Consider the following 23,511-nt stretch of genomic DNA (forward strand, 5'->3'; position numbering starts at 1 on the left):
CCTCGCCGACGAGTGGGCCTACCAGCGGCCCTACCGATCCAACGACGAACGCATCAGAGCCCTGGCAGACTTCCTCCACACCTACAACCACCACCAAAGCCACACCGCACTGAACGGCAAGCCACCCATCAGCCGGATCAACAACGCTGCGGGTCAATACACCTAGGCCCTCGCCGGTGCCGTACGCGGAGTCGACCGTGAGCCGGACGCGGACGGTCCGCGAACCCCGTAGGTCGAACGGGGGCGCGTTCTCGGTGCCGCGGCCGGTGCACCGCACGGGCGCGCCCGCCCGGACCGGCGCGGCGGGCGGCGGCTCGGGCCCCGACGCGCCGGGCGTCCAGGCCGCGGGGGCGGGGAACCGGTCAGGATTCGAGAAGCGCGGTGGAGGCGCCCTGCCTAGCATGATCTTCATGGACATCACCATTCACACCAGTTTCCTCCCGCACGACGACCCGGAGGAGTCCCTCGCGTTCTACCGCGACACGCTCGGCTTCGAGGTCCGCAACGATGTCGGCCAGGGCAAGATGCGCTGGATCACCGTCGGCCCGAAGGACCAGCCCAGCACGTCGATCCTGCTGGCGCCGCCGGCCGCGGACCCGGGGGTCACGGACGACGAACGGCGCACCATCACGGAGATGATGGCCAAGGGCACGTACGGCTGGATCCTGCTGGCCACCCGTGACCTGGACGCCACCTTCGAGAAGGTGCAGGCCGGTGACGCGGAGGTGGTCCAGGAGCCGACCGAGCAGCCGTACGGCATCCGCGACTGCGCGTTCCGCGACCCGGCGGGCAACCTGGTCCGCATCCAGGAACTGCGCTAGGCCCTGTCCGACCGCCGAAGGCTTACGGTCCCGTGACGTGCCGCCGCCAAAGCGCGTGACGGGGCCGTGCGCGTCCTAGCGTGGCGTGCATGCGTGTTCTTGTCACCGGCGGTGCCGGGTTCATCGGTTCGGAGATCGTCCGCGGTCTCACCTCGGCCGGGCACGAGGCGGTGGTGCTCGACGCACTGCTCCCCTCGGCGCACGGCCCTGCCGCGCAGCGCCCGGCCGGGGGTGACGACGGGCGGCTGATCGTCGGGGACGTACGGGACCGCGCGACCGTGGACCGCGCGCTGTACGGCGTCGACGCCGTGTGCCACCAGGCGGCGATGGTCGGCCTGGGCAAGGACTTCGCGGACGCCCCGGAGTACGTGGGGTGCAACGACCTGGGGACCGCCGTCCTGCTCGCCGCGATGGCCGGGGCCGGGGTGCGGAGCCTGGTGCTCGCCGGGTCGATGGTCGTGTACGGCGAGGGCCGTTACGCCTGCCCGCGCCACGGGTCCGTCCGCCCCGGCCCCCGGGATCAGGCCGACCTGGCGGCGGGCCGCTTCGAACCGCGCTGCCCGGACTGCGGGGATGCCCTCGCCCCCGGGCTCGTCGGTGAGGACGCCCCGGCCGACCCGCGCAATGTGTACGCGGCGACCAAGCTGGCGCAGGAGCACCTGGCCGCGTCCTGGGCGCGGGCGACGGGCGGCAAGGCGGTCACGCTGCGTTACCACAACGTGTACGGGCCCGGCATGCCCCGCGACACGCCGTACGCGGGTGTCGCGTCGTTCTTCCGGTCGGCGCTGGCCCGGGGCGAGGCGCCGCGCGTCTTCGAGGACGGCGGGCAGCGGCGCGACTTCATCCATGTACGCGATGTGGCCGCCGCGAACACGGTGGCGCTGGAGGCCGTCGGCGCCCGCGTTCCCGGGAGCTTCGCGGCGTACAACACCGGCAGCGGCGAGCCGCACACGATCGGCGAGATGGCGGGGGCGCTGGCGGCGGCCCACGGCGGTCCCGCGCCGGTGGTGACCGGCGAGTACCGGCTCGGGGACGTACGCCATGTGACGGCGGACTCGCGGCGGCTGCGGGAGGAACTGGGCTGGCGGCCGCGGGTGGGCTTCGCCGAGGGCATGGCCGACTTCGCGGCGGCGCCGCTGCGGGAGGCCGGGGCGGGCCTGCCCGTCTGAGGCTCACGCCGTCGGCAGCGTCACCTCGAAGCAGCAGCCGCCGGTGACGTTGCGGACCTCCGCCCGGCCGGCGTGGGCCTCGACGATGCCGCGCACGATGGCGAGCCCGAGGCCCGCCCCGGCCGGTGGGGTACGGGCGTGGCTGCCGCGCCAGCCGGTGTCGAAGACCCTCGGCAGGTCCTCCTCCGGGATGCCGCCGCAGCCATCGGTCACCGAGAGCACGACCCCCTCCGGCGCGCGGTGCGCCGCGACGGCGACCGTGCCGTCGGCGGGCGTCCGGCGGATCGCGTTGATCAGGAGGTTGCCCAGGACGCGGCTCATCTCCTTGCCGTCCACCTCCACGGGCACCTCCTCGATCCGGCCGCCGACCAGCCGCACCCCGTGCTCGCGGGCGAGCGGGTCGGCGCCGGCGAGGGCGTCGCCCACCAGGTCGTAGACGGAGACGCGGGTGGGGGTCAGCGCCAGCGAGCCCGCGTGGATGCGGGAGAGCTCGAAGAGGTCGCCGACCATGTCGTTCATCCGCTCGACCTCGGTGCGGATCTGGCGCAGATAGCGCGGCGAGTCGGCGGCCACCCCGTCCTCCAGCGCCTCGGACATGGCGCGCAGCCCGGCGAGCGGAGTGCGCAGGTCGTGCGAGATCCAGGCGACGAGTTCGCGGCGCGAGGTCTCCAGGGCGCGTTCCCGTGCGCGCGAGCTGTCCAGCTTGGCGCTGGTGGCGGCGAGTTCCCGGGTGAGGGCGGCGAGCTCGGCGGTGGCCGGGGCCTCGGGCGGAGCGAAGGTGCCGCCGTCGCCGAAGGAGCGGGCGGCGAGCGTCAGTTCGCGGCTGCGGGCGGCGACCCAGCGGCCGAGCAGCATCGCGGTGACGAGGGAGACGACTGCGGCCATGGCGACGACGGTCGTGACCACGGTCAGATCGTGCGGGGACAGGAACATCGCCCAGGCGACGGCCAGGGTCCCGGCGAGCATCGCGGTGACGGCCACGGCGGCCACGATGCTCAGGGAGACGGCGAGCGGGCGGTGCCGGGTGAGCCGCAGCGCGAACGCCCCCAGCAGTCCCGCGGCGGCGGCGCCGAGGAAGGCGAAGAGGGCGATGAGGAGCGTATCGGTCATGACGCGGCTCCATCGTCCAGGGCCGCGGTGTCGCCGCCGGGGAGGTCGAGGCGGTAGCCGACGCCCCAGACCGTGCGGATCAGCTCCGGGTGGGCCGGGTCGGCCTCGACCTTCCCGCGCAGCCGGCGTACGTGCACGGTGACGGTGGACAGGTCCCCGAAGTCCCAGCCCCAGACCTCGCGCATCAGCTCCTCCCGGGTGAAGACACGCCCCGGGTGGCGCAGGAAGAAGGCGAGCAGGTCGAACTCGCGGAGCGTGAGGGCCAGCAGCCGGCCCCGGCAGCTCGCGCTCCGGGCCGCCGGGTCGAGCACGAGCCCCGCGCCCTCCAGCAGCCGGGGCTGTCCGGCGGGGACCGCCGCCGCCCTGGCGCGCCGCAGCACGGAGTCGACCCGCAGGACGAGCTCGCGCGGGCTGAACGGCTTGGTGACGTAGTCGTCGGCGCCGGTTTCGAGGCCGAGGATGCGGTCGTCCTCGTCGCCGCGCGCGGTGAGCATGATGACCGGGACCGGGCCGTGCGCGCGCATGCGGCGGCAGACCTCGAAGCCGTCCATGCCGGGCAGCATCAGGTCGAGGACGGCCAGGTCCGGCCGGCGCGCCGCGTAGAGGGCGAGCGCGGCGGGCCCGTCGGCCGCCCGGGCGACGTCGTAGCCGGCCCCGGTGAGGTAGCCCGCGACGACTTCGGCGACGGTCGGGTCGTCGTCCACGACGAGGACATGACCGCGCGCCGGGGCGGTTGTGGGCGCCTCGCCCGCGGGGGCGGGCGGCGGTGTGTCCGGGGGCGTCTGCATGGCACCACCCTGGCACCCGGGGCGGTGCCGCCGGAAACGCGGGCGGGCCGGTGGCGGGCGACGTCCACGTTTCGTAAGAATCCAAAGCCCGAAATGCCGGTTTTCGCTCCGTAGGGTGAGCCGGGTGATCCTTCCTTCCGATGACTCAGGCCCTCGCGCCGACATCGTCCTCCCCTGTCTCGACGAGGCCGCGGCCCTGCCCGGCGTACTGGCCCGGGTGCCCCGGGGCTGGCGGGCGATCGTGGTGGACAACGGCTCGACCGACGGCTCCGCCGATGTGGCCCGCGCGCTGGGTGCCACCGTGGTGCACGAGCCCCGGCGCGGTTTCGGCTCGGCCTGCCATGCCGGACTGCTCGCCAGTGAGGCGGAGTTCGTCTGCTTCTGCGACTGCGACGGCTCGCTGGACCCGGCGCTGCTGGCGGGCTTCGTACGCCGGGTGGCCGACGGCGAGTGCGATCTGCTGCTCGGGCGGCGGCGCCCCCAGGAGCGCGGTGCCTGGCCGGCACACGCGCGGGCGGGGAACGCCGCGCTGTCCCGGATGCTGCACCGCCGGACCGGGCTGCGGCTGCGCGACCTGGGCCCCATGCGCGCCGGCCGCCGCGCCGATCTGCTGGCCCTCGGGCTCACCGACCGGCGCAGCGGCTACCCGTTGCAGATGGTGGTGCGGGCGTCCGACGCGGGGCTTCGGGTGGCCGAGACGGACGTCCCGTACCTCGCGCGTACCGGGAAGTCGAAGGTCACCGGCACTTGGCTGGGCACCTGGCACGCGGTCCGCGACATGCGGGCCGTGCTGGCCGAGCCGCCGGTCCCGGCGGGGGTGCCCCAGTGAGCGCGGGAACGTCCGGACCGGGGCCGACCGGTGCGACGACCTTGCTGGTCATCGCCAAGGAGCCGCTGCCCGGGCGGGTCAAGACCCGGCTCACCCCGCCCTTCTCCCCCACCGAGGCCGCACGCCTCGCGGAAGCCGCGCTCACCGACACCCTGCACACCGTCCTGGCCCTTCCGGCCGCCCGGCGCGTCGTCGTCCTGGAGGGGGCGCCGGGACCGTGGCTGCCGCCGGGCATCGAGGTCGTGAAGCAGGGGGCGGGCGGGCTGGACGAGCGGCTGGCCGCCGCGTTCGGGGCCTGCACCGGACCGACCCTGCTGATCGGCATGGACACCCCCCAGATCACGGCGGCCGATCTGGCCCCCGCGCTGGGCCGCGGCGCCTGGGACGGGTGCGACGCCTGGTTCGGCCCGGCGGAGGACGGCGGATTCTGGGCGCTGGGCCTGGCGGAGCCGGACCCGGGGCTGCTGCGCGGAGTGCCGATGTCAGTGCCGGAGACGGGTGCGGTGCAGCGGCGCCGACTGGTCGAGGCCGGGCTGGCCGTGCGGGACCTGCCCCGGCTGCGGGACGTGGACACCGCGGCCGACGCGGCGGAGGCCGCCGCGCTCGCACCGGACGGGCGGTTCGCCGCGGAGCTGGCCCGGACGCGCCGGACGGCCGTCCGATGAGCCGCGCCGACCGGGGGCGGAACGTGCTGGTCGACTCGCCGGCGGACCTGGACGCCGGGCTCGTGGGCGTGGAACCACACACCGCGTCCCAGGCCCCCGCCCGTGCGGACGCCGACGCGTGGGGCACCGACCCGTACGCCAATGCGCTGCGCAACGGCCACGGGCCGCTGTTCCTGCGCCGGACGGACGGCTGGCTGCTGCCGCTGGACGTCGAGCGCTGGTGCGCCGGGGCCGACGCGGCGGACCTGTCGGCGCTGCGCCGCTGCGAGGGCCCGGTCCTGGACGTGGGGTGCGGGCCCGGCCGCATGGTCGCCGCACTCGCGGCGCGCGGCCACCGCGCCCTCGGCATCGACGTCAGCGAGGCGGCGGTCGCCCGGACGGTCCGGCTCGGCGGGTACGCGCTGCGCCGGTCCGTGTTCGACCCGCTGCCCGGCGAGGGCCGCTGGGGCACCGTGCTGCTCGCCGACGGCAACATCGGGATCGGCGGCGATCCGGACCGGCTGCTGCACCGGGCGGCCGAACTGCTCGCGCCCGGCGGCCTCCTCGTCGCGGAGACCGTGCCGCACGACCTGGACGAGCGGGTCCGGGTGCGGCTGGACGACGGGCGCGCCCCAATCGGGCTCGCGGCTGACGGGCTCTTCCCGTGGGCGCGGCTCGGCTCCTCCGCCCTGCTGGGGTACGCCCGCCCGCACGGGCTGCGGGCCGAAGGTCAGTGGGAGGCGGACGGCCGCACCTTCGTCGCCCTGCGGCGCAGCCGGAGCGTCCGGACCGCGAACCAGAGCGCCGACAGCAGGAACAGCGCCGCCGTGGTGAGCAGCCAGTTCCCGAGGAACACATCGGGGGACAGCCCGCTCGCGGGCTCGTAACGCCTCGGCCGCGCGATCAGCGGGAACCACACGAGCAGCAGCAGCCCGGACAGGAGGGCCGGCACCCGTACGTAGTTGACGGAGGCCGGCCGCCGCCGTCCGAGGCTCCGGCGCAGCACCAGGTCCACCGAGGCGTACAGCGGTACGAGCACCAGGTCGTGGATCAGGGCCGCGCCCACGAACCACAGCGTGACGCCGAGCCAGTCGCCGGCGAGCAGGCGCACGCCCGCGTATCCGGCGAGCGCGAAGGAGGCGGCCAGGAGGACGAGGTGCAGGGGGCCCGCTCCGTAGCGGCGGCGCGGGAAGGCGCGGGGGCCAGTGGTGTTCACAGTTCTCCGAAGGTCAGCCGGGCCACCCATTTGGTGTTGAGCACCCCGGGGGCGGCGGGGACGATGATCCGGGCCGGGTATCCGTGGTCGGGCGACAGGTCCTCGCCGTTGACCTGCAACGCCAGCAGCGAGCGGGGGTCGCGCACCTGGTTGTCGCGGAGCGCGGCCCGGCGGAAGGGGCCGCTGCGCTGAAGGGACTCCACCATCACCCCGGGCGGCCGGTCCGGGTAGCCGGCGAGGGCCGCGAGGTCGCGCAGCCGCACCCCGCGCCACCACTGGTCCGAGGTGGACCAGCCCTCCACGCAGGCGATCGGCAGGGCCGCGCTGTGCTGTTCCATCGCCAGCAGCTGTTCCCGGCTGAACCGCAGGTCGCCGGCCGGGCCGCTGACGGTGAGCCACCAGCCCTCGCCGGTGTCGGCGGTGGTGATCCCGACGGCGGTGGCGGTCTTGTTGATCTGGAAGCCGTTGGGGCCGGACCCGGGCTCGGCAGCGCCGCGCGGGGTGAGCGCGGCGAGGCGGCGCAGGGGCCCGTCGAAGCTCCGGCCCACCGAGGTGACCAGCAGGACGAGTGAGCCCGCGCCGACCAGGGCGAGGGCGCCGCGCCGGGACAGGGTCGGCGCGGCCGGGGCGGGCGATTCCAGCACGTCGCCGGGGACCGGCCCGTTCAGTCCGCCTGTCCGCAGCACCCGTACGGCCTGTGGGGTGCGCAGCCCGGCGTGGGCGAGGAAGGCGGCGAAGAACACCCATGCCCCGTAGAAGTGGAGCGGGTAGAAGGAGCCGGGGAACAGGTACTCCAGCTGGATGTTGAGCAGCCCGGTCACGAACTCGAAGAGTGCCCCGCCCACCAGCAGGAGCAGCGAGATCCGTTCCAGGGCGTGGGCGAGGGACCGGGCCGGCGGAAGCGTGAAGAGCCGGGGCACCACGGACCAGAGCTTGGCCAGCAGGACGGGGACGAGAACGATCCCGACGGTGACGTGGAGTCCCTGCGTCAGCCGGTAGAGCCAGTGCGGCGAGGTGGGCCAGGGGGAGAGGTAGAAGCCGAGCAGCCCCTTGTCCGGTGTCTTGTCGTTGACCGGGGCGAGATCCGGGTTGTACGCGGCGTAGGACAGCAGGCCGGTCACGAAGAGCAGCGTGATCCCGGCGAGCAGGACGAGCCCGAGCACGGCGGTGAACGGCACGCCGCGCACGGGGCTGCGCCAGAAGCCGGGGGCCGACGGCAGCCGCTGGAGGAGCGCGGCGGCGCGGGGCCGGGAGGAAACCAAGGAGGATGTCGGAGTCTTCCGACGGCTGTCGCCCATGGGCCCGACGCTATGCCCGTGGCCTGCGCGTTCGGTGGGTGCGACTCCTGACGAAACGATGACGTCACCCTGGCGAACGTACGGCCGGGGTCATGAATCTGACGGTTGTGTGACGCGCCCCGCCGGTACCCGTCGTCGCGGCCTCCCGGTGCGTACGGTGCCTGCGTGAAGACCGAGGACCGCATCGAGCCCCGTACCGAACGCACCACCGTCGGGAGCTCCGGACAGCGCTGGGATCTGGTGGCCGCCGGGGCGGGCGTCGCGCTCGTGGTCGCCGCCGCACTGGGCGGGCGGGCCATCGAGGACTACGCGCGGACGCTGTACGTGCACTGGCCGCCGCTGCTGGCGTCCTGGTACCCGCACACGGGCCCGGGGACGGTGGCCGCGCCGCTCGTGGCCGTGGCCGTGATCGCGTACGGGCCGCTCCTCGCCCGGCGGCTGCGCTGGCGGTTCCTGCTCCTGGCGGTCTACGCCTCCTCGCCGGCGTGGATCTTCTCGCTCGCGCTGATCGACGGCTGGAGCCGGGGCATCGCCGAGCGGCTGACCACCAAGCACGAGTATCTGCGGGTCATCGACCGCTTCGAGGACATCGGCGCCGCGCTGCGCACCTTCGACACGCACATCCTGATCGGCCCGCCGGGGAACTGGCCCACCCATGTCGCCGGTCATCCGCCGGGCGCCACGCTCACCTTCGTGTTCCTGGACCGGATCGGTCTCGGCGGCGGGGCCTGGGCCGGTGTCTGGTGCATCCTGACCGGCGCGTCCGCCCTGCTCGCCGTGCTGGTCACGGTGCGGGCCCTGGCCGGCGAGGACATCGCCCGGCGCGCGGCACCGTTCCTCGTCCTGGCCCCGGTCGCGGTCTGGGCCGGGACCTCGGCGGACGCCTACTTCGCGGCGGTCGCCGCCTGGTCCGTCGCCCTGCTGACCCTGGCGGCGACGCGCACGGTGCGGAGCCCGGGCGCCGCAGCACTGGGCGCGGGCCTGCTCTACGGCTGGCTCTGCTACCTGAGTTACGGGCTGCCGCTGATCGCGCTCCTGCTCCTGGCCGTCCTCGTGCTCGCCCGCACCGCACGGCCGCTGCCGCTCGCGCTGCTCGGGGCCCTGGTGGCGCCGGTCGCGTTCACGGCGGCGGGCTTCAACTGGTGGGAGGCCTACCACGTGCTCGTGGAGCGCTACCACCAGGGCGCGGGCGGGTTCCGGCCGTTCGGGTACTGGGTGTGGGCGAATCTGGCGTGCACCGTGATCGCGGTGGGTCCGGCGACGGTCGCGGGGCTGCGGCGCGTCTTCGCGGGTGCGCCGGGTGCCGTACGCGGGCTGCGCGGCGGGGAGGCGAATGCGCCGGACCGGCTGGTTCCGCTGGTCCTCGTCGCGGTGCTCCTGCTGCTGGCGGCCGATCTGTCGGGCATGAGCAAGGCGGAGACCGAGCGGATCTGGCAGCCGTTCGTGGTCTGGCTGCTCCCTGCGGCGGCGCTGCTGCCCGACCGGGGGCGCAGGGGCTGGCTCGCCTCCCAGGCGGTGGTGGCCCTCGCCGTCAACCATCTGCTCTGGACGGGCTGGTGACGGCGGAGCCGGTCAACCCAGCCCGACCCGGACGAGCGCGGCGGCCAGCCGGGGCAGGTCCTAGTCGGCGACGAGACCGGCCAGTTTCTCCGGTTCGCGCGGCAGCCCGAGCCCCTCGGCCGCGTCCTGGGCGCGCTTGTCGAAGGCGGGGCGCAGCTCGGGCCACAGCCCCTGGGCCTCGCGGCTGAAGATATCGGCGCCCACGGGCCCGATCCGGGGGAATCCGGTGAGCAGTTCGCGCAGTTTCCCCGGGTCGCCGTCGGCTTCCGCGCGCAGCCTTCGCAGGTCCCCGTGGTAACGGTCGAGGGCGAGCTGGGCGCCCTCGCCGAGCGCGGTGGCGGTGCTCTCGTCGTACCGCCGGTAGTGGGCGCGGACCAGCGCGTCGACGCGGTCCTGCCAGGACGCCTCCACCATGGCGTGGGGTGTGCGCAGCCCGGCGGCGAAGAGTTCCCGGGCGGCGGCCACCGCCATGTCAGCCTTGATGGGGACCGAGAACAGGGCGCACAGGGTCAGCAGTTGGTACAGCGGCATGGGGGTGTCACGCAGCCGGATGCCGGCTTCCTCGGCGTAGGTCCGCCCGTGCTCGTCCAGCAGGTTCCGCACGGTCGTGGCTCTGGACATGGTGGTTCTCCGTTCGGTGCTACGCGGTCAGCGCGTCGAGCAGGGTGCGGGCCCGGACCGCGTAGGGTGCGACGGCGGTCTGGGCGTCGGCGTTGCGCTGGACGTCGAGGTGGAGGCGGTCGCCGCGGGCGTTCTTCCGGGCCTCGGTGATGCCGTCGTCCGGGAAGAGGACCTTGTCGGGGCGGCTGATCTCCGGGATCTTCCGAGCGGTCACGTCCCTCACCTCCCTTTCGTTCGACAGGTGCGCCCGCCTCGCAGGAACCCGGTACCCGAAGTGGGCCGGTTCACTGGTGGGCGGCGCGTGAGGTCACCCGAGCGCGCGACCCGGTGGGCGTATCGGACGGGGCGGTGCCATGTTTCGGACGTGGCCGCCCGGAAACCCGGAGGCCGGGGACAAGAGCGAGGAGGACAACGTCATGCCGGCAGGATCGAGCCCCAAGCGTGAGCGTCAGTACGAGCACGTGAAGGAGAGCGCCGAGAAGCGCGGCACGTCGGAGAAGCGTGCCAAGGAGATCGCCGCCCGCACCGTGAACAAGGAGCGCGCCCGCTCCGGCGAGTCGAAGACGGCGAGCAGGACGTCCACGCGCGACCCGAAGTCGGCCTCCGAGCGAGGCGGTGAGCGCTCGCACAAGGGGGCGCAGGGCCGCACGAGGGACCAGCTGTACGAAGAGGCCAGGAAGAAGAACATCGAGGGCCGCTCCACGATGAACAAGGAGCAGCTCCTGAAGGCCGTCGGCCGCTGAATCACCGGGTGTAGCCGAAACCTTTGTGCGCGGGCCGGGCGGCCCGCGCACAAAGGTTTCGGCACGAGGGAGGGGCACCACACATGGACAACGTACGAGTGGATGAGAACGAGGAAGCCCACAAGGGGCGGGACGAGACAGCCAAGGAGAGAGCGGACCGCCGCTGGACGGAACTGCTCCAGGAACTGCGGGTGGCCCAGACGGGAGTGCAGATCCTCTTCGGCTTCCTGCTCGCGGTGGTCTTCCAGCCGCGCTTCGCCACCCTGGCGGACTCGGACAAGACGATCTACGTCGTGACCGTGCTCCTGGGCTCGGCCACGGCAGCGGCCTTGATAGGCCCGGTCTGCCATCACCGGCTCCTGACCGGACGCAATCTGAAGCCGGAAACGGTGGTGTGGGCGTCGCGACTGACCCTGCTCGGCCTCGTGCTGCTGTTCTGCACGATGTGTTCGGCCCTGCTGCTCATCATGCGCGTCGCCCTGCACAACACGCTCGCCCTGTGGCTGGTCGGCGGCATGGCACTGTGGTCCTTCACCTGCTGGTTCGTGATTCCCGTCCTGGCGGTGGCCCGGTCGGACGGACGCAACGGCAACGAGGACGGGGAGTAGCCCCCGCACGAAAGGTGCCCCCGTCCCACGGGACGGGGGCACCCTCACGTCCGCTCGTCACAGGGCGCGCAGCGCGGGCAGCAGCTTCTCCTGGGCCCAGTCGATGAACGGCTTCTGGTGGTCACCGCCGATCTGTACGAGGGCCACCTCGGTGAACCCCGCGTCGACATAGGGGCGTACGGCTTCCACGAACTGCCCGACGTCGTCGCCGCAGGGCACCGCCCCGGCGATGTCGTCGGGCCGTACGTACTGTGTGGCCTGGTCGAAGGCGGAGGGTCCCGGCAGCTCCGAGTTGACCTTCCAGCCGCCGACGGACCAGCGGAACTGCTCGTGGGCCCGCTTCACCGCCGCGTCGCGGTCGGGGTCGTAGCAGACGGGCAGTTGGCCGACCCGCGGCTTTCCGCCGCCGCCGTGCCGGTCGAAATCGGTGAGCAGTTCCTCCTTGGGCTCGGTGGCGATCACCAGGTCCGCGAGCCGGCCCGCGATCTCGCACGACCGGTCGCCGGAGACGGCGACACCGAGGGGCACGGCCACGTCGGGCACGTCCCACAGCTTGGCGTTCTCCACGTCGAAGTGGGGGCCGTGGTGGTTGACGTAGCCGCCCGAGAGGAGCGCCTTGATGATCTCCACGGCCTCTTCGAGCTTGTCGAGCCGCACCCGGGCGTCCGGCCAGCCGCCGCCCACCACGTGTTCGTTCAGGTTCTCGCCGGAGCCGAGCCCGAGCCGGAACCGCCCCTCGGAGAGCAGTTGCAGCGTCGCGGCCTTCTGCGCCACGACGGCCGGGTGGTACCGGGTGGTCGGGCAGGTGACGTACGTCATCAACGGGATGCGGGTCGTGGCCTGCGCGGCGGCGCCCAGCACGCTCCAGGCGTACGGGGCGTGGCCCTGGGACTTCAGCCAGGGGAAGTGGTGGTCGGAGGTCACGGAGAAGTCGAACCCGGCCTGCTCGGCCGCCACCACGTCCTCGACGAGGGCGCGCGGTCCCGACTGCTCGGTCATCATCGTGTATCCGAATTGCACCATATGAGATGGGTTACCGATGTCCGGCGGTCGAAACGTACGGCCCCCGGATCATGTTTCCTCCTCGCCGGACGCGGAACCCTGGAGGAGGACGTCCGCATACCGCGTACACCGAAAGTGAGGGACGACATGGCTGTCGCGACCTACTGCCTGGTTGCCGTCGACTGCCCGGACCCGGCGGCGCTCGCCGGTTTCTACCAGAAGGTGCTGGGCGGCGAGGTGACGCACGACCACGACCGCTGGTACGACCTGCGCGTCCCCGGCGGAGCGCGTCTGGCCTTCCAACTCGCCCCCGGCTTCCAGCCGCCCGAGTGGCCGCGCCCCGACCGGAATTCCCAGCAGGCGCACCTGGACTTCGAGGTGGAGGACATGGAGGCCGCCCACCGCGAGGTGCTCGCCCTGGGGGCCACTCCGCTCGACGTGGACGACGACGGCGGAAAGCGCGGCTTCCGGGTCTACGCGGACCCGGCGGGGCACCCGTTCTGCCTGTGCGACCAGGGGTAGCGTCTACGGGCTCATCCGGCCGATGACGCCGGAGTCGAGGCGGCCCAGCAGCGCGGCCGGGGAATCGTGGACCTCCACGGCCCCGGCCGCTTCCAGGTCCGCGCGGGGGATGCCGCCCGACAGCAGGCCCACGGCGGGGACCGACGCCCGGGTCGCCGCCGCCATGTCCCAGACGGAGTCGCCGATGTACACGGCCTCCTCGCTGGTGGCGCCGGCGAGGTCCATCGCGTGGCGGATCGGGTCCGGCGCCGGCTTCCCCTCGTCCACGTCGTCGGAGCTGGCGGTGCCGGAGATGACGTCGTCGGCGTCGAGGGCGCGCCGCAGGGCCTTCAGCTCGGGGCCGGACGCGGAGGTGGCGAGGACGATCGTCCAGCCCCGGCCGGCCAGGGCGCGCAGCAGGTCCGCCGCGCCCTCCAGCGGGGGCAGGCGTTCGAAGTAGGTGGCGTACAGCGCGGAGTGGGTGGCGCTGATGCCGTCGTCCTGTTCCCGGTCCCGGTCGGGGCCCAGCAGATGGGCGACGAGGTCGTCGGATCCGAGGCCGACCGCGCGGTGGATGGCGGGCATCGGCACGGTGTGTCCGGCCTGGTGGAACGCCTCCCACCACGCGGTGACGTGCAGGTAGTTGGTGTCGACCAGGGTGCCGTCCACGTCGAACAGTGCGGCGCGCGTCATGGGGAGTCCTTTCGTGCGGGCGGGGCCCGCCGGTGTCACAGGGCGATGACTTCGGCGGCGGCCATCAGCTCCACCGGCTGCCTGCCAGCGGAGCGGTCTCCTCGCCCGTGCCGCGTACCACGCCGCGCAGGAACGCGGTCAGCGCCTCGGACGCCGAGTAGCGGGGCCGCCAGCCCAGTTCCTCGTGCGCCCGGGCGCAGTCCATGACGGGCAGGCGCAGCACGGCGTCGAAGAGGTGGGGTGACGCGGGGACCGCCCGCGCGTGCCAGGCGGTCGCCAGGGCTCCGCGTACGAGCGGCACGGGTGCGCGCACCACTCGCGCGTCGAGGAGGGCTCCGAGGGAGCGGGCGTCGGTGACGGTGTCGGCGGCCAGGTTGAAGGGGCCGCGTACGTCGCCGAGCACGGCGAGCCGGTACGCCTCGGCCGCGTCGTCCGTGTGCAGCACCTGGAACCGCAGCCCCTCCAGGTCGGGCACGAAGGGCAGCAGGTCGGGGCGGAGGAGAACGCCGGGCAGGTACTTGCCGCCGAAGATGCGCCGCTGCTCCGGGGCGGCCGTCTCCTTGAAGAGGAAGCCCGGCCGCATCCGTACCACCCGGATCTGCGGGTGGCGCAGCTCGAAGGTGTCCAGAACCCGTTCCAGGTACGCCTTCTCCCGGCAGTAGGCGGCGTCCGGCCAGCCATGGGTCGGCCACTGTTCGTCCACTCCGGGCTCCCGCTTGGGCCCGGGCGCGTAGGCGCCCACGGACGAGGCGTGGACCAGCGCCGGGACGCCGGCCGTGCGCACCGCGTCGAAGACGCGGAGGGAGCCTTCGACGTTGCTGCGCCAGGTGACGACGGGGTCGTGGGTGGGCTGGAAGCGCCAGGCCAGGTGGACGACGGCGTCCGCGCCCGCGAGCAGGGAGCCGAGCCTCCCGGCGCTGTCCGGGCGGGAGAGGTCCACCCTCCCCCACTCGACGCGGGGCAGGGTGAGGCCGGGCAGCCGCCGGGCGAGCCCGAGGACCGACCCGACGTCCGGGTCCTGCGCCAGGGCCCGTACGAGGCTGGTGCCCACGTTGCCGGTGGCGCCGGTGACGACGACGCGCAGCCCTTGCGATGCGTTCACGGTGACTCCTCACCTCGCGGCGTCAGGGCCGCAACAGCGTCTTGACCATGCCGTCGGCCTTCGCCCGGAAGGTCTCGTACGCCTTCGGGCCGTCCTCCAGCGGAAGGTGGTGCGTGGCGAAGTCGTCCACGCCCAGCGGGTCGTCGTCCACGAGCAGCGGCAGGATGTCGGGCACCCAGTGCTTGACGTTCGCCTGCCCCATCCGGAACTGGATCTGCTTGTCGAACATCGTGAGCAGGGGCAGCGGGTCGACGGAGCCCCCGTAGACGCCGGAGATGGAGACGGTGCCGCCCCGGCGAACCGCGTCGATGGCGGTGAGCAGGGCGGTGAGGCGGTCGATGCCGGCGTGCTCCATGAGCTTGCGGGCCGCCGCGTCGGGCAGGAGCCCGGTGGCCCACTGGCCGGCCTTGCCGATCGGTGTCCCGGTGGCGTGGGCCTCCATGCCGACGGCGTCGATGACCGCGTCGGTGCCCCGGCCGCCGGTCAGGTCCCGGACGGCGTCCGGCAGGTCCTTGCCGTAGCGGCTCAGGTCGAGGGTCTGGACACCGCGTGCGGCGGCGCGGGCGAGGCGTTCGGGGACCAGGTCCACGCCGATGACCAGGCCGGCGCCCCGGTGCAGGGCGATGCGGGCGGCCATGTCGCCGATCGGGCCGAGGCCGAGGACGGTGAGGCTGCCGCCGGGCGGGACCGCCGCGTACTCGACGGCCTGCCAGGCGGTGGGCAGCACGTCGGACAGGTAGACGAACCTGTCGTCCGGCGGGCCCTCGGGCACCTTGACGGGCAGGGTGTTGCCGAAGGGGACCCGCAGCAGCTCGGCCTGTCCGCCGGGCACCTGCCCGTAGAGCTTGGTGTAACCGAAGAGCGACGCACCGGTGCCGTACTCCCTGACCTGTGTGGTCTCGCACTGCGAGTGCAGGCCCTGGTCGCACATGAAGCAGGTGCCGCAGGAGACGTTGAACGGGACGACCACCCGGTCGCCGCGCGACACGGCTGTCACCTCGGGGCCTGTCACCTCCACGATGCCCATCGGCTCGTGGCCCAGGATGTCGCCGGGGTCGAGATACGGGCCGAGCACCTCGTACAGATGGAGGTCCGATCCGCAGATGCCCGTCGAGGTCACCCGGATGATGATGTCGGTCGGGTCCTGGATGACCGGGTCCGGAACGGTCTCGACACGGACGTCCCGCTTTCCTTGCCAGGTCAGTGCGCGCATGAGTGGTCTCCTCGCTCTCGGGTCAGTGGCGGTCCGTGCGGCGTGCCGCCCCGGCCTCCGCCCGGGCGATCCGTCCGGCGGTCTCGCGCCGTCGTCCCTCCGCCTTCAGGCTCTCGTCGCCCAGCGCCGCGCCGTCCGATTTGAGCTTCGCCGCCTTCACCCTCATGGCCAGGGCGCGGGCGATTTCGGCATGCCGTCCCATATCTCCTCGGTTCCTCCCGGGTCGTCCTGCGGGCGTGCCCGCACAGCGGTTCCGTGCGACGGGTTCCCACGGAATCCGGGTTCAACCGGAATGCCCGGTTCGATCCCTGCGGGCAGGGCGGTCGCTTGGTACGCAAACACCCCGGCCGGTCCCGCATGTCCCCGGGCGGTACGGGTACCCGCCTGGCCAGGCTCCCGGCGTACGCGGGAGCAGGCGCTGCCGGTTGGGACCACAGCCGCAGCGCCGCCCAGATCCCGGCCCCGGCGGACACCGGGCTGCGCACCGTACGGGCCTGCGCGCCGAGGGGCCGGCTCCAGGCCGTCGCGCGTCTCACCCTCGTGTGCGGCTGACGCACTCCGTGACCGCGTCGTGGAGGCTGCCCGTGCGGGCGAGGGCGTCGCGCTGGATCCGTGCTCCCGTGCCGTTCTTCAGGACCCGGTCGATGCCCTCCCGGACCGCGGCCAGGTCCCCGCTGTCCTCCAGCGCGTCGCGCACATGGGTGAGCAGCGCGTGCAGCACGGCGGGCGCGGGGGCGGGGCGCATGGTGGCGGGGTGCAGCAGCTCGCCCTCCAGGCCCGAGCGGCCGGCCTGCCAGGCGGCCATGCGGAGCAGGCCCATCCCGTACGGCTCCGGCGGATCGCCCGCCCGCCAGGCCCGGGCCGCCGTCTCGACCAGCCCGCGCGCCAGTGTGGCGAGCAGGGCGGCGTCGGCGGGGTCGAGGCAGACGTCCGCGACCCGGATCTCGACGGTGGGATAGCGGTGCGAGAGCCGGGCGTCGAAGTAGATCATGCCCTTGTCGCGCAGGACGCCCGTGCCGACGAGGGCTTCGACCGCGTCGTGGTACCGGCGGGCGGAGCCGAACAGTTCCATCGGCCCGGCCGAGGGCCAGCGGCCCCAGACCTGGCTGCGGTAGCTGCTGTACGCGGTGTCCTGGCCCTGCCAGAAGGGCGAGTTGGAGCTCAGCGCGAGCAGCACCGCGAGCCAGGGGCGGATGCGGTCCAGGACCGCGACGCCCTCCTCGTCCGACTCGACGGAGACGTGTACGTGGCATCCGCACGTCAGCTGTTCCTGCGTGGTCAGCCCGAACTTGTCGGCCAGCCAGCGGTACCGTTCGCCGTCGCCGATGGACGGGCTGACGGGCAGCGGCGATGTGGCGAGCGCGGCGACCGCTCCCCCGGCCTCGGCGGCGCTGCGGGCGGCCTCCGCCCGCCAGCGCAGGATCTCGTCCGCGATCTCCCGCATGTCCGCGCGCGGCTCGGTGGCGAACTCCAGCTGCTGGCGGTGCAGCTCCTGCTCGAAGGCCGAGTCGCCTTCGGCGCGCCGCTCGGCCAGGGCGAGCACAGCCGTCGACAGGGCCCTGGGGTCGCCGCTCTGCTCGTCCACGAGCAGCAGCTCCTCCTCGACGCCCACAGTCCGCACCATCATGTCCTCCATGCTCGCTCGGCCGGGGGCGGGCGCTCTCGCGGCCGAGGCGCCTTCCACCCTCCTCCACTTCGCCGTATGCCACCTCATGGCGCGGGCACCCCTGACCGGCCGGTTTTTCTCCGCCCGGGCCCGCCTCGCCCGCCGCTCAGCGCAGGCCGCCCCGCCGCGCCACGATGGCCATCTGGCCCGCCGCGATCTCCGCGGCGCCGGCCTCCAGCAGCGAGAACGGCGGCCCGGTCCCGCCCCGGAGCAGCGTCAGCGCCCCCAGTACCGACGTGCCGTCGGGCACGGTCAGCGCCACGGAGAGCAGGGCGGTGACGTCGGCGCGGACCATGAGCGGCGCGCCGCCCCCGTCCGCACCCAGCCGGTCCAGGTCGTCCGTCAGCTGTTCCACCGCCGCCGCGCCGGAGGCCATCACCTCGACGGCCACGGGGCAGGCGCGCGGGTCCTGCCGGAGGAACGCCTTCTCCAGCCCCGCGTCGTCCGGCGCCGGGGGACCGTGGACCGCGACCCGGACCGGATCGTCCGGGGGCCCCAGGTCGAGCAGCGCCCAGTCCGCGAGTCCGTCGCGCAGGAGCCCCGCGACGGACCCGAGGGCCGCCACGGAGGGGTCGCGGCCCAGGAGCGACCCGGCCGCGCGGTCCAGGAGGCCGGTCAGCTCCGCCTGGCGTACGACCGCCGAGGGCTCGGCCCGGTCAGCGGGGCGGCCGGGGGCGCGCGGGCCCGGTGCCGGTGCGAGCACCACGAGCACGTCCCGCCCGCGCTCCCCCGGCGCGTCGATGCCGGTGAGCGTGGCGTACAGCGGGCCGTCCGGCAGCCCGGGGAGGCGGACCGGGAGGCTGCGGCCTCCCCCGCCGTCGGCCACGGCCGCCACGTGGGCGCGGAGGGCGGCCCGGTCGGCCGGGGGCAGGAGCGCGGCGAGGGGGCGGCCCGCGGCGTACCCGGGAGGGAGTCCGGTCAGTTCGGCGGCGGCCCGGTTGAGGCGGCGCACCACGGTCTGCCCGTCGGTCAGGACGACGGGCCAGGGCAGCTGGTCGAACATGGCCTTGAACGGCGCCGCCTTCGCGCCCGGAGGACGGAACGGTGCCGGTGGGTGTTCCACCAGGCGCAGGGCCTCGATCGCGTGGTCCAGCTCCGCGAGGGCCGCGTCGAGCAGGACCGGGTATTCGGCGGGAGGATGGTCCCGGGCCGCGCGCAGTTCCCGGGCGCGGGCGAGGAGGGCCGGAAGACCGCTCTCGCCCTTCGGTGGCCCGTTCATACGACGAAGCTAACCGATCACCGGTGCGTCGGCGGCGAGCGGCGCGGCGGGTCCCGGGTTCCCAGGGAGGCTGAGGATGACGCGCCCGATGGACGCGGTGACCGATGACACGGCCGTGGCGCCGTGGCTCGTGCGGCTCGGCGGGCGGGCGATGCGCTGCTCGGCGGGATGCCGGGGCGCGACGGTGTCTCTGCGGTGCCCCGGCGGGGAGGCCCACCGCGCTTCGACCCACCCGGACCTCGCGGTCCTGGCCGCGCTCCAGGAGGAGACCGGCGAGGGGCCCGGCGTCGAGGCCGCCCGCTCCCTGCGGCCGGTCGGGGCCGCCGATCTGGTCGCGGACGCGCGGTGGCCGGAATTCCGGGTGGCGGCTCTGGAACGGGGGCTGCGTGCCTGCACGGCGGTGCCGGTCATGACGGAGGGCGTCACGGCGACGGTCACCCTGTACGCGTTCCGGCCGTGGCGGCTGACGGCGGAGGTCCGGGAGGCGGTCACGGTTCTGGCCGAGGAGACGGTCGCCGGACTTCTGCGCGAGCATGCCCGTACCGGAGCGGAGGCGGAGGCGGAGCAGCTGCGGACGGCGATGGCGTCACGGGCCGTGATCGACCAGGCCATCGGCATCGTGACGCACCTGCTGGACTGCGCCCCGGACCGGGCGTTCGACGTCCTGCGCGTGCTTTCGCAGCGTACGAACCGCAAGCTGAGCGCCGTGGCGGCGCGGATCGTACGGGCGAAGGGCCGGGGCAGCACGCGTGAGCTGCGCCGGTTGCTGGACGAGGTGCGGGCTGACGGAGCCTGAGACCTGTCCGCCCCGTCCCGTCAGTTGAAGGCCTCGGCGCCCCCGGCCGCCTGGACCTTTTTGACGCAGGCGTCTTCGAAGCCGCCCAGACTGAGGGTGCGGTCGTGGGCGCCCAGGCGGTAGTTCATGACTATGGTCCAGCCGCGCTTCTTGAAGACAGCTTCCACTGCGACGACCGAGCCGTCCGGCGCCTTGCGCTCGGCGCGCTTCTTGGTCTCCGCCCATCCCCGGCCGGTCAGCGCTTCCGCCAGGGCATTGGTGCGGTGCACGTCCAGCGTGGAGGCAGCTGTGCCGAACGACTTGTAGTCGACGAAGCAGGCCCCCAGCGGGCTGGAGGAGTCGGCAAGGGAGGCCGCCCATTTCGGGTCGTTCGGCAGCGCCCCCGTGTCCTTGGTGACGCTGTCGAGTACCAGACGCATCTTGGCCTTGGTGATCGGACCGGAGTCTTCCGGTCTCGGGGCGGCCGCCGACACCCCGTTCTCGCCCCGGTCGTTGCCGCCGCCCCCGCAGCCGGTCACACCGATCAACGCCGCCGCGACGGCGGCAGCCCACCCCACCCTGTTCACATGTGTCCTTTTCGGAGGCCCACCCAGCCGGAACCGCCATTCTAGGCAGCGGCGCCCCAGTCCCTCAGGAGCCGGTCTCCGAGGCGGCCTTCCAGGAAGCCGGTGGTGTCGATGCCGAAGACGATGTCCGGCTCCAGGCCGGGTTCGTCGTCCAGCAGCCCCCGTACGACGTCGTGCCGCACCACCTGCTCGTGGACCGCGTCCGCCTCCACGTGTTCGGTGTAGAAGAACTCGGCGGCGGGTCCGGCGCCCGCCCGTTTCATGGCGAGGGCGAGGCGGCGGGAGGCGGGGGACGAGGTGATCTCCACGGCGGCGAAGTGTCCGACCAGGGCGCCGCGAAGCCGCCGGTGCAGGCCGAACAGGGACATGAGGTTGACGACGGCCAGCATCTCGGCGTGGCCCTCGTCCAGATAGTGGCCGTATGCCGTCTCCAGGCCCAGGTCCGTCATCAGGTCGGCGAAGAGCCGGGCATGGACGCGGTCGGCGCGGCCGGCGCCGAACTCGTCGTACTCGATCGCGGCCATGCCCGCCTTGGCGCGCCCGTTGAGCCGGGGCAGCACCCAGGCGTGCGGGTCGGCCTCCTTCAGGTGGTACAGGGAGCGCTGGGCGGCGTAGGCGCGCAGCCGGTCCGGTGTGGCGTGCTCCTGGAGGAAGTACGACACGCCCGTTCCGTCGACCGGCTCGACGAGCAGCGCGTCCAGGGTGTCGTCCAGTCCGGCCCCGGGCGGGACGTCCCGGCGGAGCGCGGATTCGAAGCGGCGTTCCAGGGCCGCCCTGACCGCCAGCAGCGCCGGATCCCATTCCAGGGCGGGGTCCACGCCCTCGAAGCCCCGGTAGTGGAGCTCGTAGCAGACGTACAGGGCGAGCTGGAGGTCGTCGCCGTAGGGTTCGACCGCGTCGGCCAGGGAAGGGGCGGGCAGGGGAGCGTCGCCCCGGAGATGGGCGACGACCGCCGCCGAGAGCTCGCCGCGGGCCCTGGGAAGCCTGGATCCGCCCGTCCGACCGGCCATGCCGTCACTCCTCGTGCGTCTGCCCCGAAGCCGCTCTCCCACCATGTGCGCCCGCCGCCGATGCCGCCACATGAATGAGCGCGCCCGTGCGGGGAACCCAGAGGCTGCGACCCGGAAGCCACGTCACCGGGCGTGTTTCCCCGTAGGACGGAAGGACGGCAGAAGATGAGCGACAACGGCAGCAAGGGCAAGGTGCTGGCCATCGTCACCAACTACGGCGTGGAGCAGGACGAGCTCCTCGTGCCGCTCGGCCATCTGCGCGAACGCGGTGTGCGGGTCGATGTGGCCGCCCTGAAGAAGGACGACATCGAGACGCTGGTCGGCGACAAGGACCCCGGCAAGTCCGTACGCCCCGATCTCACGCTGGACGACGTCGACCCGGCCGGCTACGACCTGCTGCTCGTACCGGGCGGCACGCTGAACGCCGACACGCTGCGCCTCCAGGGCCCGGCCCGCGACATCGTGCGGTCGTTCACCGCCTCCGGGCGGCCCGTCGCGGCCATCTGCCACGGACCGTGGATGCTGGTGGAGACCGACAGCGTCAAGGGCAAGCGGCTCACTTCGTACGCCTCGTTGCGGACCGACGTACGCAATGCGGGCGGTGACTGGGTCGACGAGCCGGTCGTGACGGACGAGTCCGGCGGCTGGAAGCTCATCACCTCGCGCAACCCGGGCGACCTGGACCCGTTCCTCAAGGAGGTCGACGCCGCGCTCGCCGGCTGAGGCACCCCCGTGAAGGCCGCCCGGCACTCCGTCCGGGCGGCCTTCACACGGGCTGGGGCGCGAAGGGCCGGAACTCGTCCTCGCCCGGCTGCACGACCCCGTAACTGCTCTCCGGGACCTCTTTCCACACCCCGGGCAGCCCGCCGAGGGGTTCCGACACCACCAGGCGGGTGCTGTCGGACACGCCCCGCAGGAAGTCCGAATCCGGGTGGAGGGCGCGCACGGTGTCGGCCCTGCTGCTGTAGAACAGCGAACGCGACGTGCCGAGACTCGAATAGCGGAACGACCACAGCCGCTCGCCGTCGGACACCGCGACGGTCATCTGGAGCGGATGCTCCACACCCTTCTCGCGGCCCACGCGTTCGATCAGCCCGGCCATCCTGGCCACCGCGCCCGGCACGTCCTGGTCCAGCCCGAACGTCAGCGCGAGGTAGAACATCACCTCGGAGTCCGTGGACCCCTCCAGGACCGAGAACAGGGCCGGGTCGAGGGCCAGCGAGAGATCGCGCCGCAGCCGGTGGAAGTCCGCGATCGCCCCGTTGTGCATCCACATCCAGCGGCCGTGCCGGAAGGGATGGCAGTTGGTCTGCTGGATCGCCGTCCCCGTGGACGCCCGCACATGGGCGAAGAACAGCGGCGAGCGGATGTGGCTCGCGATCTCCCGCAGATTGCGGTTGTTCCAGGCGGGGCCGGTGTCGCGGATGATCGCGGGGGTCTCCAGTTCGGGGCCGTACCAACCGACCCCGAAACCGTCCCCGTTGGTCGTCTCCACGCCCATGGTGGAGTGCAGGCTCTGGTCGATGAGCGAGTGCTCCGGCTTGTAGAGGAGGTCGCTGAGCACGACACTCGTGCCGGAATAGGCCAGCCATCGGCACATGTGCGGCCGTCCCTTCCCGGGCGGCGGGCAGGGGCCGGCGCGCACGCGCCGTTGGTGCTTCCGCGGGCCTCGGTCCCTGGGGCGCCCGGTCGTCGTCGTAAGGTCCACGCTACCGACTTCAGGGGCCGGCTGCCCGGCCGCGCCCGCCGGAAACCGCCGGGACGACGGGCACCCGGTCAGGCGGCAGCGGCGGGCCGGTGCCGGAAGGTCTCCGCCAGGGCCGTGTTGACCACGACCACGGCACCCAGCACCGCCGCGGCGGCCGGGTGCCCGACCCCGTACAGCGCGAGGGCTCCCCCGCAGAGCACCACGGCCTTCACCACCAGGACACCCGCGAGCGGCGGGCGGAACCGGGCGCGAGGTGCGGCGAACAGCGCCCACAGCGCGATGGCCGCGGCGAGAACGGCGGTGCCGACGAGCAGTTGGAACACCACCTCGTCAGCGAGAGAGAACCCCCACCAGAAGAGGCAGGCCAGCGCCGCCACCTCCAGGAGGAACGCGAGCAGTTCGTTCGCCCCCCACCAGGGCCGCCCGGCCACCGGCGGAATCACCGGACGGTCGGCAGGTCTTCCGATCACTACGTCCCCCCTCGTCGTCCGCGTGTACGAAACCCAGCCTACCGACCGTCCAGTTCGGGCCCCGCGACGCCCGTGTCGCCCGTAGGAACGGGACGCCGAGGCGGATGGCTCAACCGATGTGTCCGGCCGGACGACGGGGGGTACGCGTGGTCGGGCGA

General features: G+C 73.6%; 28 protein-coding genes. 12 read left to right on the top strand and 16 right to left on the bottom strand.

What is annotated here, in order from left to right; all coding sequences use genetic code 11:
* The 3 genes from ACFZAT_RS26305 to ACFZAT_RS26315 form a co-directional block, all read left to right on the top strand.
* The coding region (locus ACFZAT_RS26305) for an integrase core domain-containing protein (protein WP_391268164.1) at positions 1-166 on the top strand (166 nt) is incomplete at its 5' end.
* Between the two features lie 244 nt (positions 167-410).
* Positions 411-821 (top strand): VOC family protein, encoded by a 411-nt coding sequence (locus tag ACFZAT_RS26310; RefSeq protein WP_073967342.1) that lies wholly within the window; start codon positions 411-413, stop codon positions 819-821.
* Positions 822-910: 89 nt separating this feature from the next.
* Positions 911-1,990: an NAD-dependent epimerase/dehydratase family protein gene (locus ACFZAT_RS26315; RefSeq protein ID WP_391267818.1), complete on the top strand. Its 1,080-nt coding sequence runs from the start codon at positions 911-913 to the stop codon at positions 1,988-1,990.
* 3 nt (positions 1,991-1,993) lie between these two features.
* Here the strand turns inward: ACFZAT_RS26315 and ACFZAT_RS26320 are convergent, their stop codons facing one another.
* Positions 1,994-3,100, bottom strand: coding sequence for an ATP-binding protein (locus tag ACFZAT_RS26320; protein WP_391267819.1), 1,107 nt, complete (start codon positions 3,098-3,100; stop codon positions 1,994-1,996).
* Entirely contained in the window at positions 3,097-3,888 is a 792-nt protein-coding gene (locus tag ACFZAT_RS26325) for a response regulator (protein WP_391267820.1), read from the bottom strand. Before ACFZAT_RS26325 ends, ACFZAT_RS26320 begins: the two co-directional genes overlap by 4 nt.
* Before the next feature lie 124 nt (positions 3,889-4,012).
* Here ACFZAT_RS26325 and ACFZAT_RS26330 point away from each other — a divergent pair, with 124 nt between their 5' ends.
* From ACFZAT_RS26330 to ACFZAT_RS26340, 3 genes are read left to right on the top strand one after another with little or no spacing between them, the layout of a single operon-like run.
* Positions 4,013-4,717, top strand: coding sequence for a glycosyltransferase (locus ACFZAT_RS26330; RefSeq protein ID WP_391267821.1), 705 nt, complete (start codon positions 4,013-4,015; stop codon positions 4,715-4,717).
* The gene (locus ACFZAT_RS26335) at positions 4,714-5,382 is read left to right on the top strand and encodes a DUF2064 domain-containing protein (RefSeq protein WP_391267822.1); all 669 of its coding nucleotides are present in this window, start codon (positions 4,714-4,716) and stop codon (positions 5,380-5,382) included. Before ACFZAT_RS26330 ends, ACFZAT_RS26335 begins: the two co-directional genes overlap by 4 nt.
* Entirely contained in the window at positions 5,379-6,248 is an 870-nt protein-coding gene (locus tag ACFZAT_RS26340; protein WP_391267825.1) for a methyltransferase domain-containing protein, read from the top strand. Before ACFZAT_RS26335 ends, ACFZAT_RS26340 begins: the two co-directional genes overlap by 4 nt.
* Before the next feature lie 325 nt (positions 6,249-6,573).
* On the opposite strand, the gene ACFZAT_RS26345 is transcribed toward ACFZAT_RS26340, so the two are convergent.
* Entirely contained in the window at positions 6,574-7,875 is a 1,302-nt protein-coding gene (locus ACFZAT_RS26345; protein WP_391267827.1) for a molybdopterin-dependent oxidoreductase, read from the bottom strand.
* A gap of 165 nt (positions 7,876-8,040) precedes the next feature.
* On the opposite strand from ACFZAT_RS26345, the gene ACFZAT_RS26350 reads away from it, so the two are divergent.
* Entirely contained in the window at positions 8,041-9,435 is a 1,395-nt protein-coding gene (locus ACFZAT_RS26350) for a hypothetical protein (protein WP_391267828.1), read from the top strand.
* A gap of 60 nt (positions 9,436-9,495) precedes the next feature.
* On the opposite strand, the gene ACFZAT_RS26355 is transcribed toward ACFZAT_RS26350, so the two are convergent.
* The gene (locus ACFZAT_RS26355) at positions 9,496-10,056 is read right to left on the bottom strand and encodes an endonuclease (RefSeq protein ID WP_391267829.1); all 561 of its coding nucleotides are present in this window, start codon (positions 10,054-10,056) and stop codon (positions 9,496-9,498) included.
* 19 nt (positions 10,057-10,075) lie between these two features.
* Entirely contained in the window at positions 10,076-10,270 is a 195-nt protein-coding gene (locus tag ACFZAT_RS26360) for a hypothetical protein (RefSeq protein WP_391267830.1), read from the bottom strand.
* A 202-nt stretch (positions 10,271-10,472) separates the two neighbouring features.
* On the opposite strand from ACFZAT_RS26360, the gene ACFZAT_RS26365 reads away from it, so the two are divergent.
* The gene (locus ACFZAT_RS26365) at positions 10,473-10,799 is read left to right on the top strand and encodes a plasmid stabilization protein (RefSeq protein WP_391268166.1); all 327 of its coding nucleotides are present in this window, start codon (positions 10,473-10,475) and stop codon (positions 10,797-10,799) included.
* An 83-nt stretch (positions 10,800-10,882) separates the two neighbouring features.
* Positions 10,883-11,407 carry a DUF6328 family protein gene (locus tag ACFZAT_RS26370; RefSeq protein WP_391267831.1) on the top strand — a complete coding sequence of 175 codons (525 nt, stop codon included), beginning with the start codon at positions 10,883-10,885 and terminating at the stop codon, positions 11,405-11,407.
* 57 nt (positions 11,408-11,464) lie between these two features.
* Here ACFZAT_RS26370 and ACFZAT_RS26375 read toward each other — a convergent pair whose 3' ends face one another.
* A complete protein-coding gene (locus tag ACFZAT_RS26375; RefSeq protein ID WP_391267832.1) occupies positions 11,465-12,430 on the bottom strand; it encodes a TIGR03557 family F420-dependent LLM class oxidoreductase in 966 nt (321 codons plus the stop codon).
* 126 nt (positions 12,431-12,556) lie between these two features.
* Here ACFZAT_RS26375 and ACFZAT_RS26380 point away from each other — a divergent pair, with 126 nt between their 5' ends.
* Positions 12,557-12,931, top strand: a complete 375-nt coding sequence (locus ACFZAT_RS26380; RefSeq protein WP_391267833.1) for a VOC family protein — start codon at positions 12,557-12,559, stop codon at positions 12,929-12,931.
* Between the two features lie 3 nt (positions 12,932-12,934).
* Here ACFZAT_RS26380 and ACFZAT_RS26385 read toward each other — a convergent pair whose 3' ends face one another.
* The 6 genes from ACFZAT_RS26385 to ACFZAT_RS26410 form a co-directional block, all read right to left on the bottom strand.
* A complete protein-coding gene (locus tag ACFZAT_RS26385) occupies positions 12,935-13,603 on the bottom strand; it encodes an HAD-IA family hydrolase (RefSeq protein WP_391267835.1) in 669 nt (222 codons plus the stop codon).
* Positions 13,604-13,667: 64 nt separating this feature from the next.
* Positions 13,668-14,705, bottom strand: coding sequence for an NAD-dependent epimerase/dehydratase family protein (locus ACFZAT_RS26390; protein WP_391267837.1), 1,038 nt, complete (start codon positions 14,703-14,705; stop codon positions 13,668-13,670).
* 22 nt (positions 14,706-14,727) lie between these two features.
* Positions 14,728-15,918, bottom strand: coding sequence for an alcohol dehydrogenase catalytic domain-containing protein (locus ACFZAT_RS26395; RefSeq protein ID WP_391267838.1), 1,191 nt, complete (start codon positions 15,916-15,918; stop codon positions 14,728-14,730).
* Between the two features lie 22 nt (positions 15,919-15,940).
* Positions 15,941-16,120, bottom strand: a complete 180-nt coding sequence (locus ACFZAT_RS26400; protein WP_391267839.1) for a hypothetical protein — start codon at positions 16,118-16,120, stop codon at positions 15,941-15,943.
* 330 nt (positions 16,121-16,450) lie between these two features.
* Complete coding sequence (locus tag ACFZAT_RS26405) at positions 16,451-17,554, bottom strand: glutamate--cysteine ligase (RefSeq protein WP_391267840.1); 1,104 nt, start codon at positions 17,552-17,554, stop codon at positions 16,451-16,453.
* 136 nt (positions 17,555-17,690) lie between these two features.
* Positions 17,691-18,803: a PAS domain-containing protein gene (locus tag ACFZAT_RS26410; RefSeq protein ID WP_391267841.1), complete on the bottom strand. Its 1,113-nt coding sequence runs from the start codon at positions 18,801-18,803 to the stop codon at positions 17,691-17,693.
* A 76-nt stretch (positions 18,804-18,879) separates the two neighbouring features.
* Here ACFZAT_RS26410 and ACFZAT_RS26415 point away from each other — a divergent pair, with 76 nt between their 5' ends.
* Entirely contained in the window at positions 18,880-19,599 is a 720-nt protein-coding gene (locus ACFZAT_RS26415; protein ID WP_391267842.1) for an ANTAR domain-containing protein, read from the top strand.
* Between the two features lie 20 nt (positions 19,600-19,619).
* On the opposite strand, the gene ACFZAT_RS26420 is transcribed toward ACFZAT_RS26415, so the two are convergent.
* Together ACFZAT_RS26420 and ACFZAT_RS26425 are read right to left on the bottom strand one after the other, a co-directional pair.
* Positions 19,620-20,165, bottom strand: coding sequence for a hypothetical protein (locus ACFZAT_RS26420; protein ID WP_391267843.1), 546 nt, complete (start codon positions 20,163-20,165; stop codon positions 19,620-19,622).
* Between the two features lie 41 nt (positions 20,166-20,206).
* Positions 20,207-21,175: an iron-containing redox enzyme family protein gene (locus ACFZAT_RS26425; protein ID WP_391267844.1), complete on the bottom strand. Its 969-nt coding sequence runs from the start codon at positions 21,173-21,175 to the stop codon at positions 20,207-20,209.
* A 165-nt stretch (positions 21,176-21,340) separates the two neighbouring features.
* On the opposite strand from ACFZAT_RS26425, the gene ACFZAT_RS26430 reads away from it, so the two are divergent.
* Complete coding sequence (locus ACFZAT_RS26430) at positions 21,341-21,898, top strand: DJ-1/PfpI/YhbO family deglycase/protease (protein ID WP_391267845.1); 558 nt, start codon at positions 21,341-21,343, stop codon at positions 21,896-21,898.
* A 43-nt stretch (positions 21,899-21,941) separates the two neighbouring features.
* Here ACFZAT_RS26430 and ACFZAT_RS26435 read toward each other — a convergent pair whose 3' ends face one another.
* Both ACFZAT_RS26435 and ACFZAT_RS26440 read right to left on the bottom strand, forming a co-directional pair.
* The gene (locus ACFZAT_RS26435) at positions 21,942-22,775 is read right to left on the bottom strand and encodes a class II glutamine amidotransferase (protein WP_391267846.1); all 834 of its coding nucleotides are present in this window, start codon (positions 22,773-22,775) and stop codon (positions 21,942-21,944) included.
* A gap of 176 nt (positions 22,776-22,951) precedes the next feature.
* Positions 22,952-23,314 carry a DUF2568 domain-containing protein gene (locus ACFZAT_RS26440; RefSeq protein ID WP_391268169.1) on the bottom strand — a complete coding sequence of 121 codons (363 nt, stop codon included), beginning with the start codon at positions 23,312-23,314 and terminating at the stop codon, positions 22,952-22,954.
* Between the last annotated feature and the right edge of the window lie 197 nt (positions 23,315-23,511).

The sequence above is a fragment of the Streptomyces sp. NPDC008163 genome, assembly GCF_042956885.1.
In the GTDB taxonomy this organism is placed as follows: domain Bacteria; phylum Actinomycetota; class Actinomycetes; order Streptomycetales; family Streptomycetaceae; genus Streptomyces; species Streptomyces drozdowiczii_A.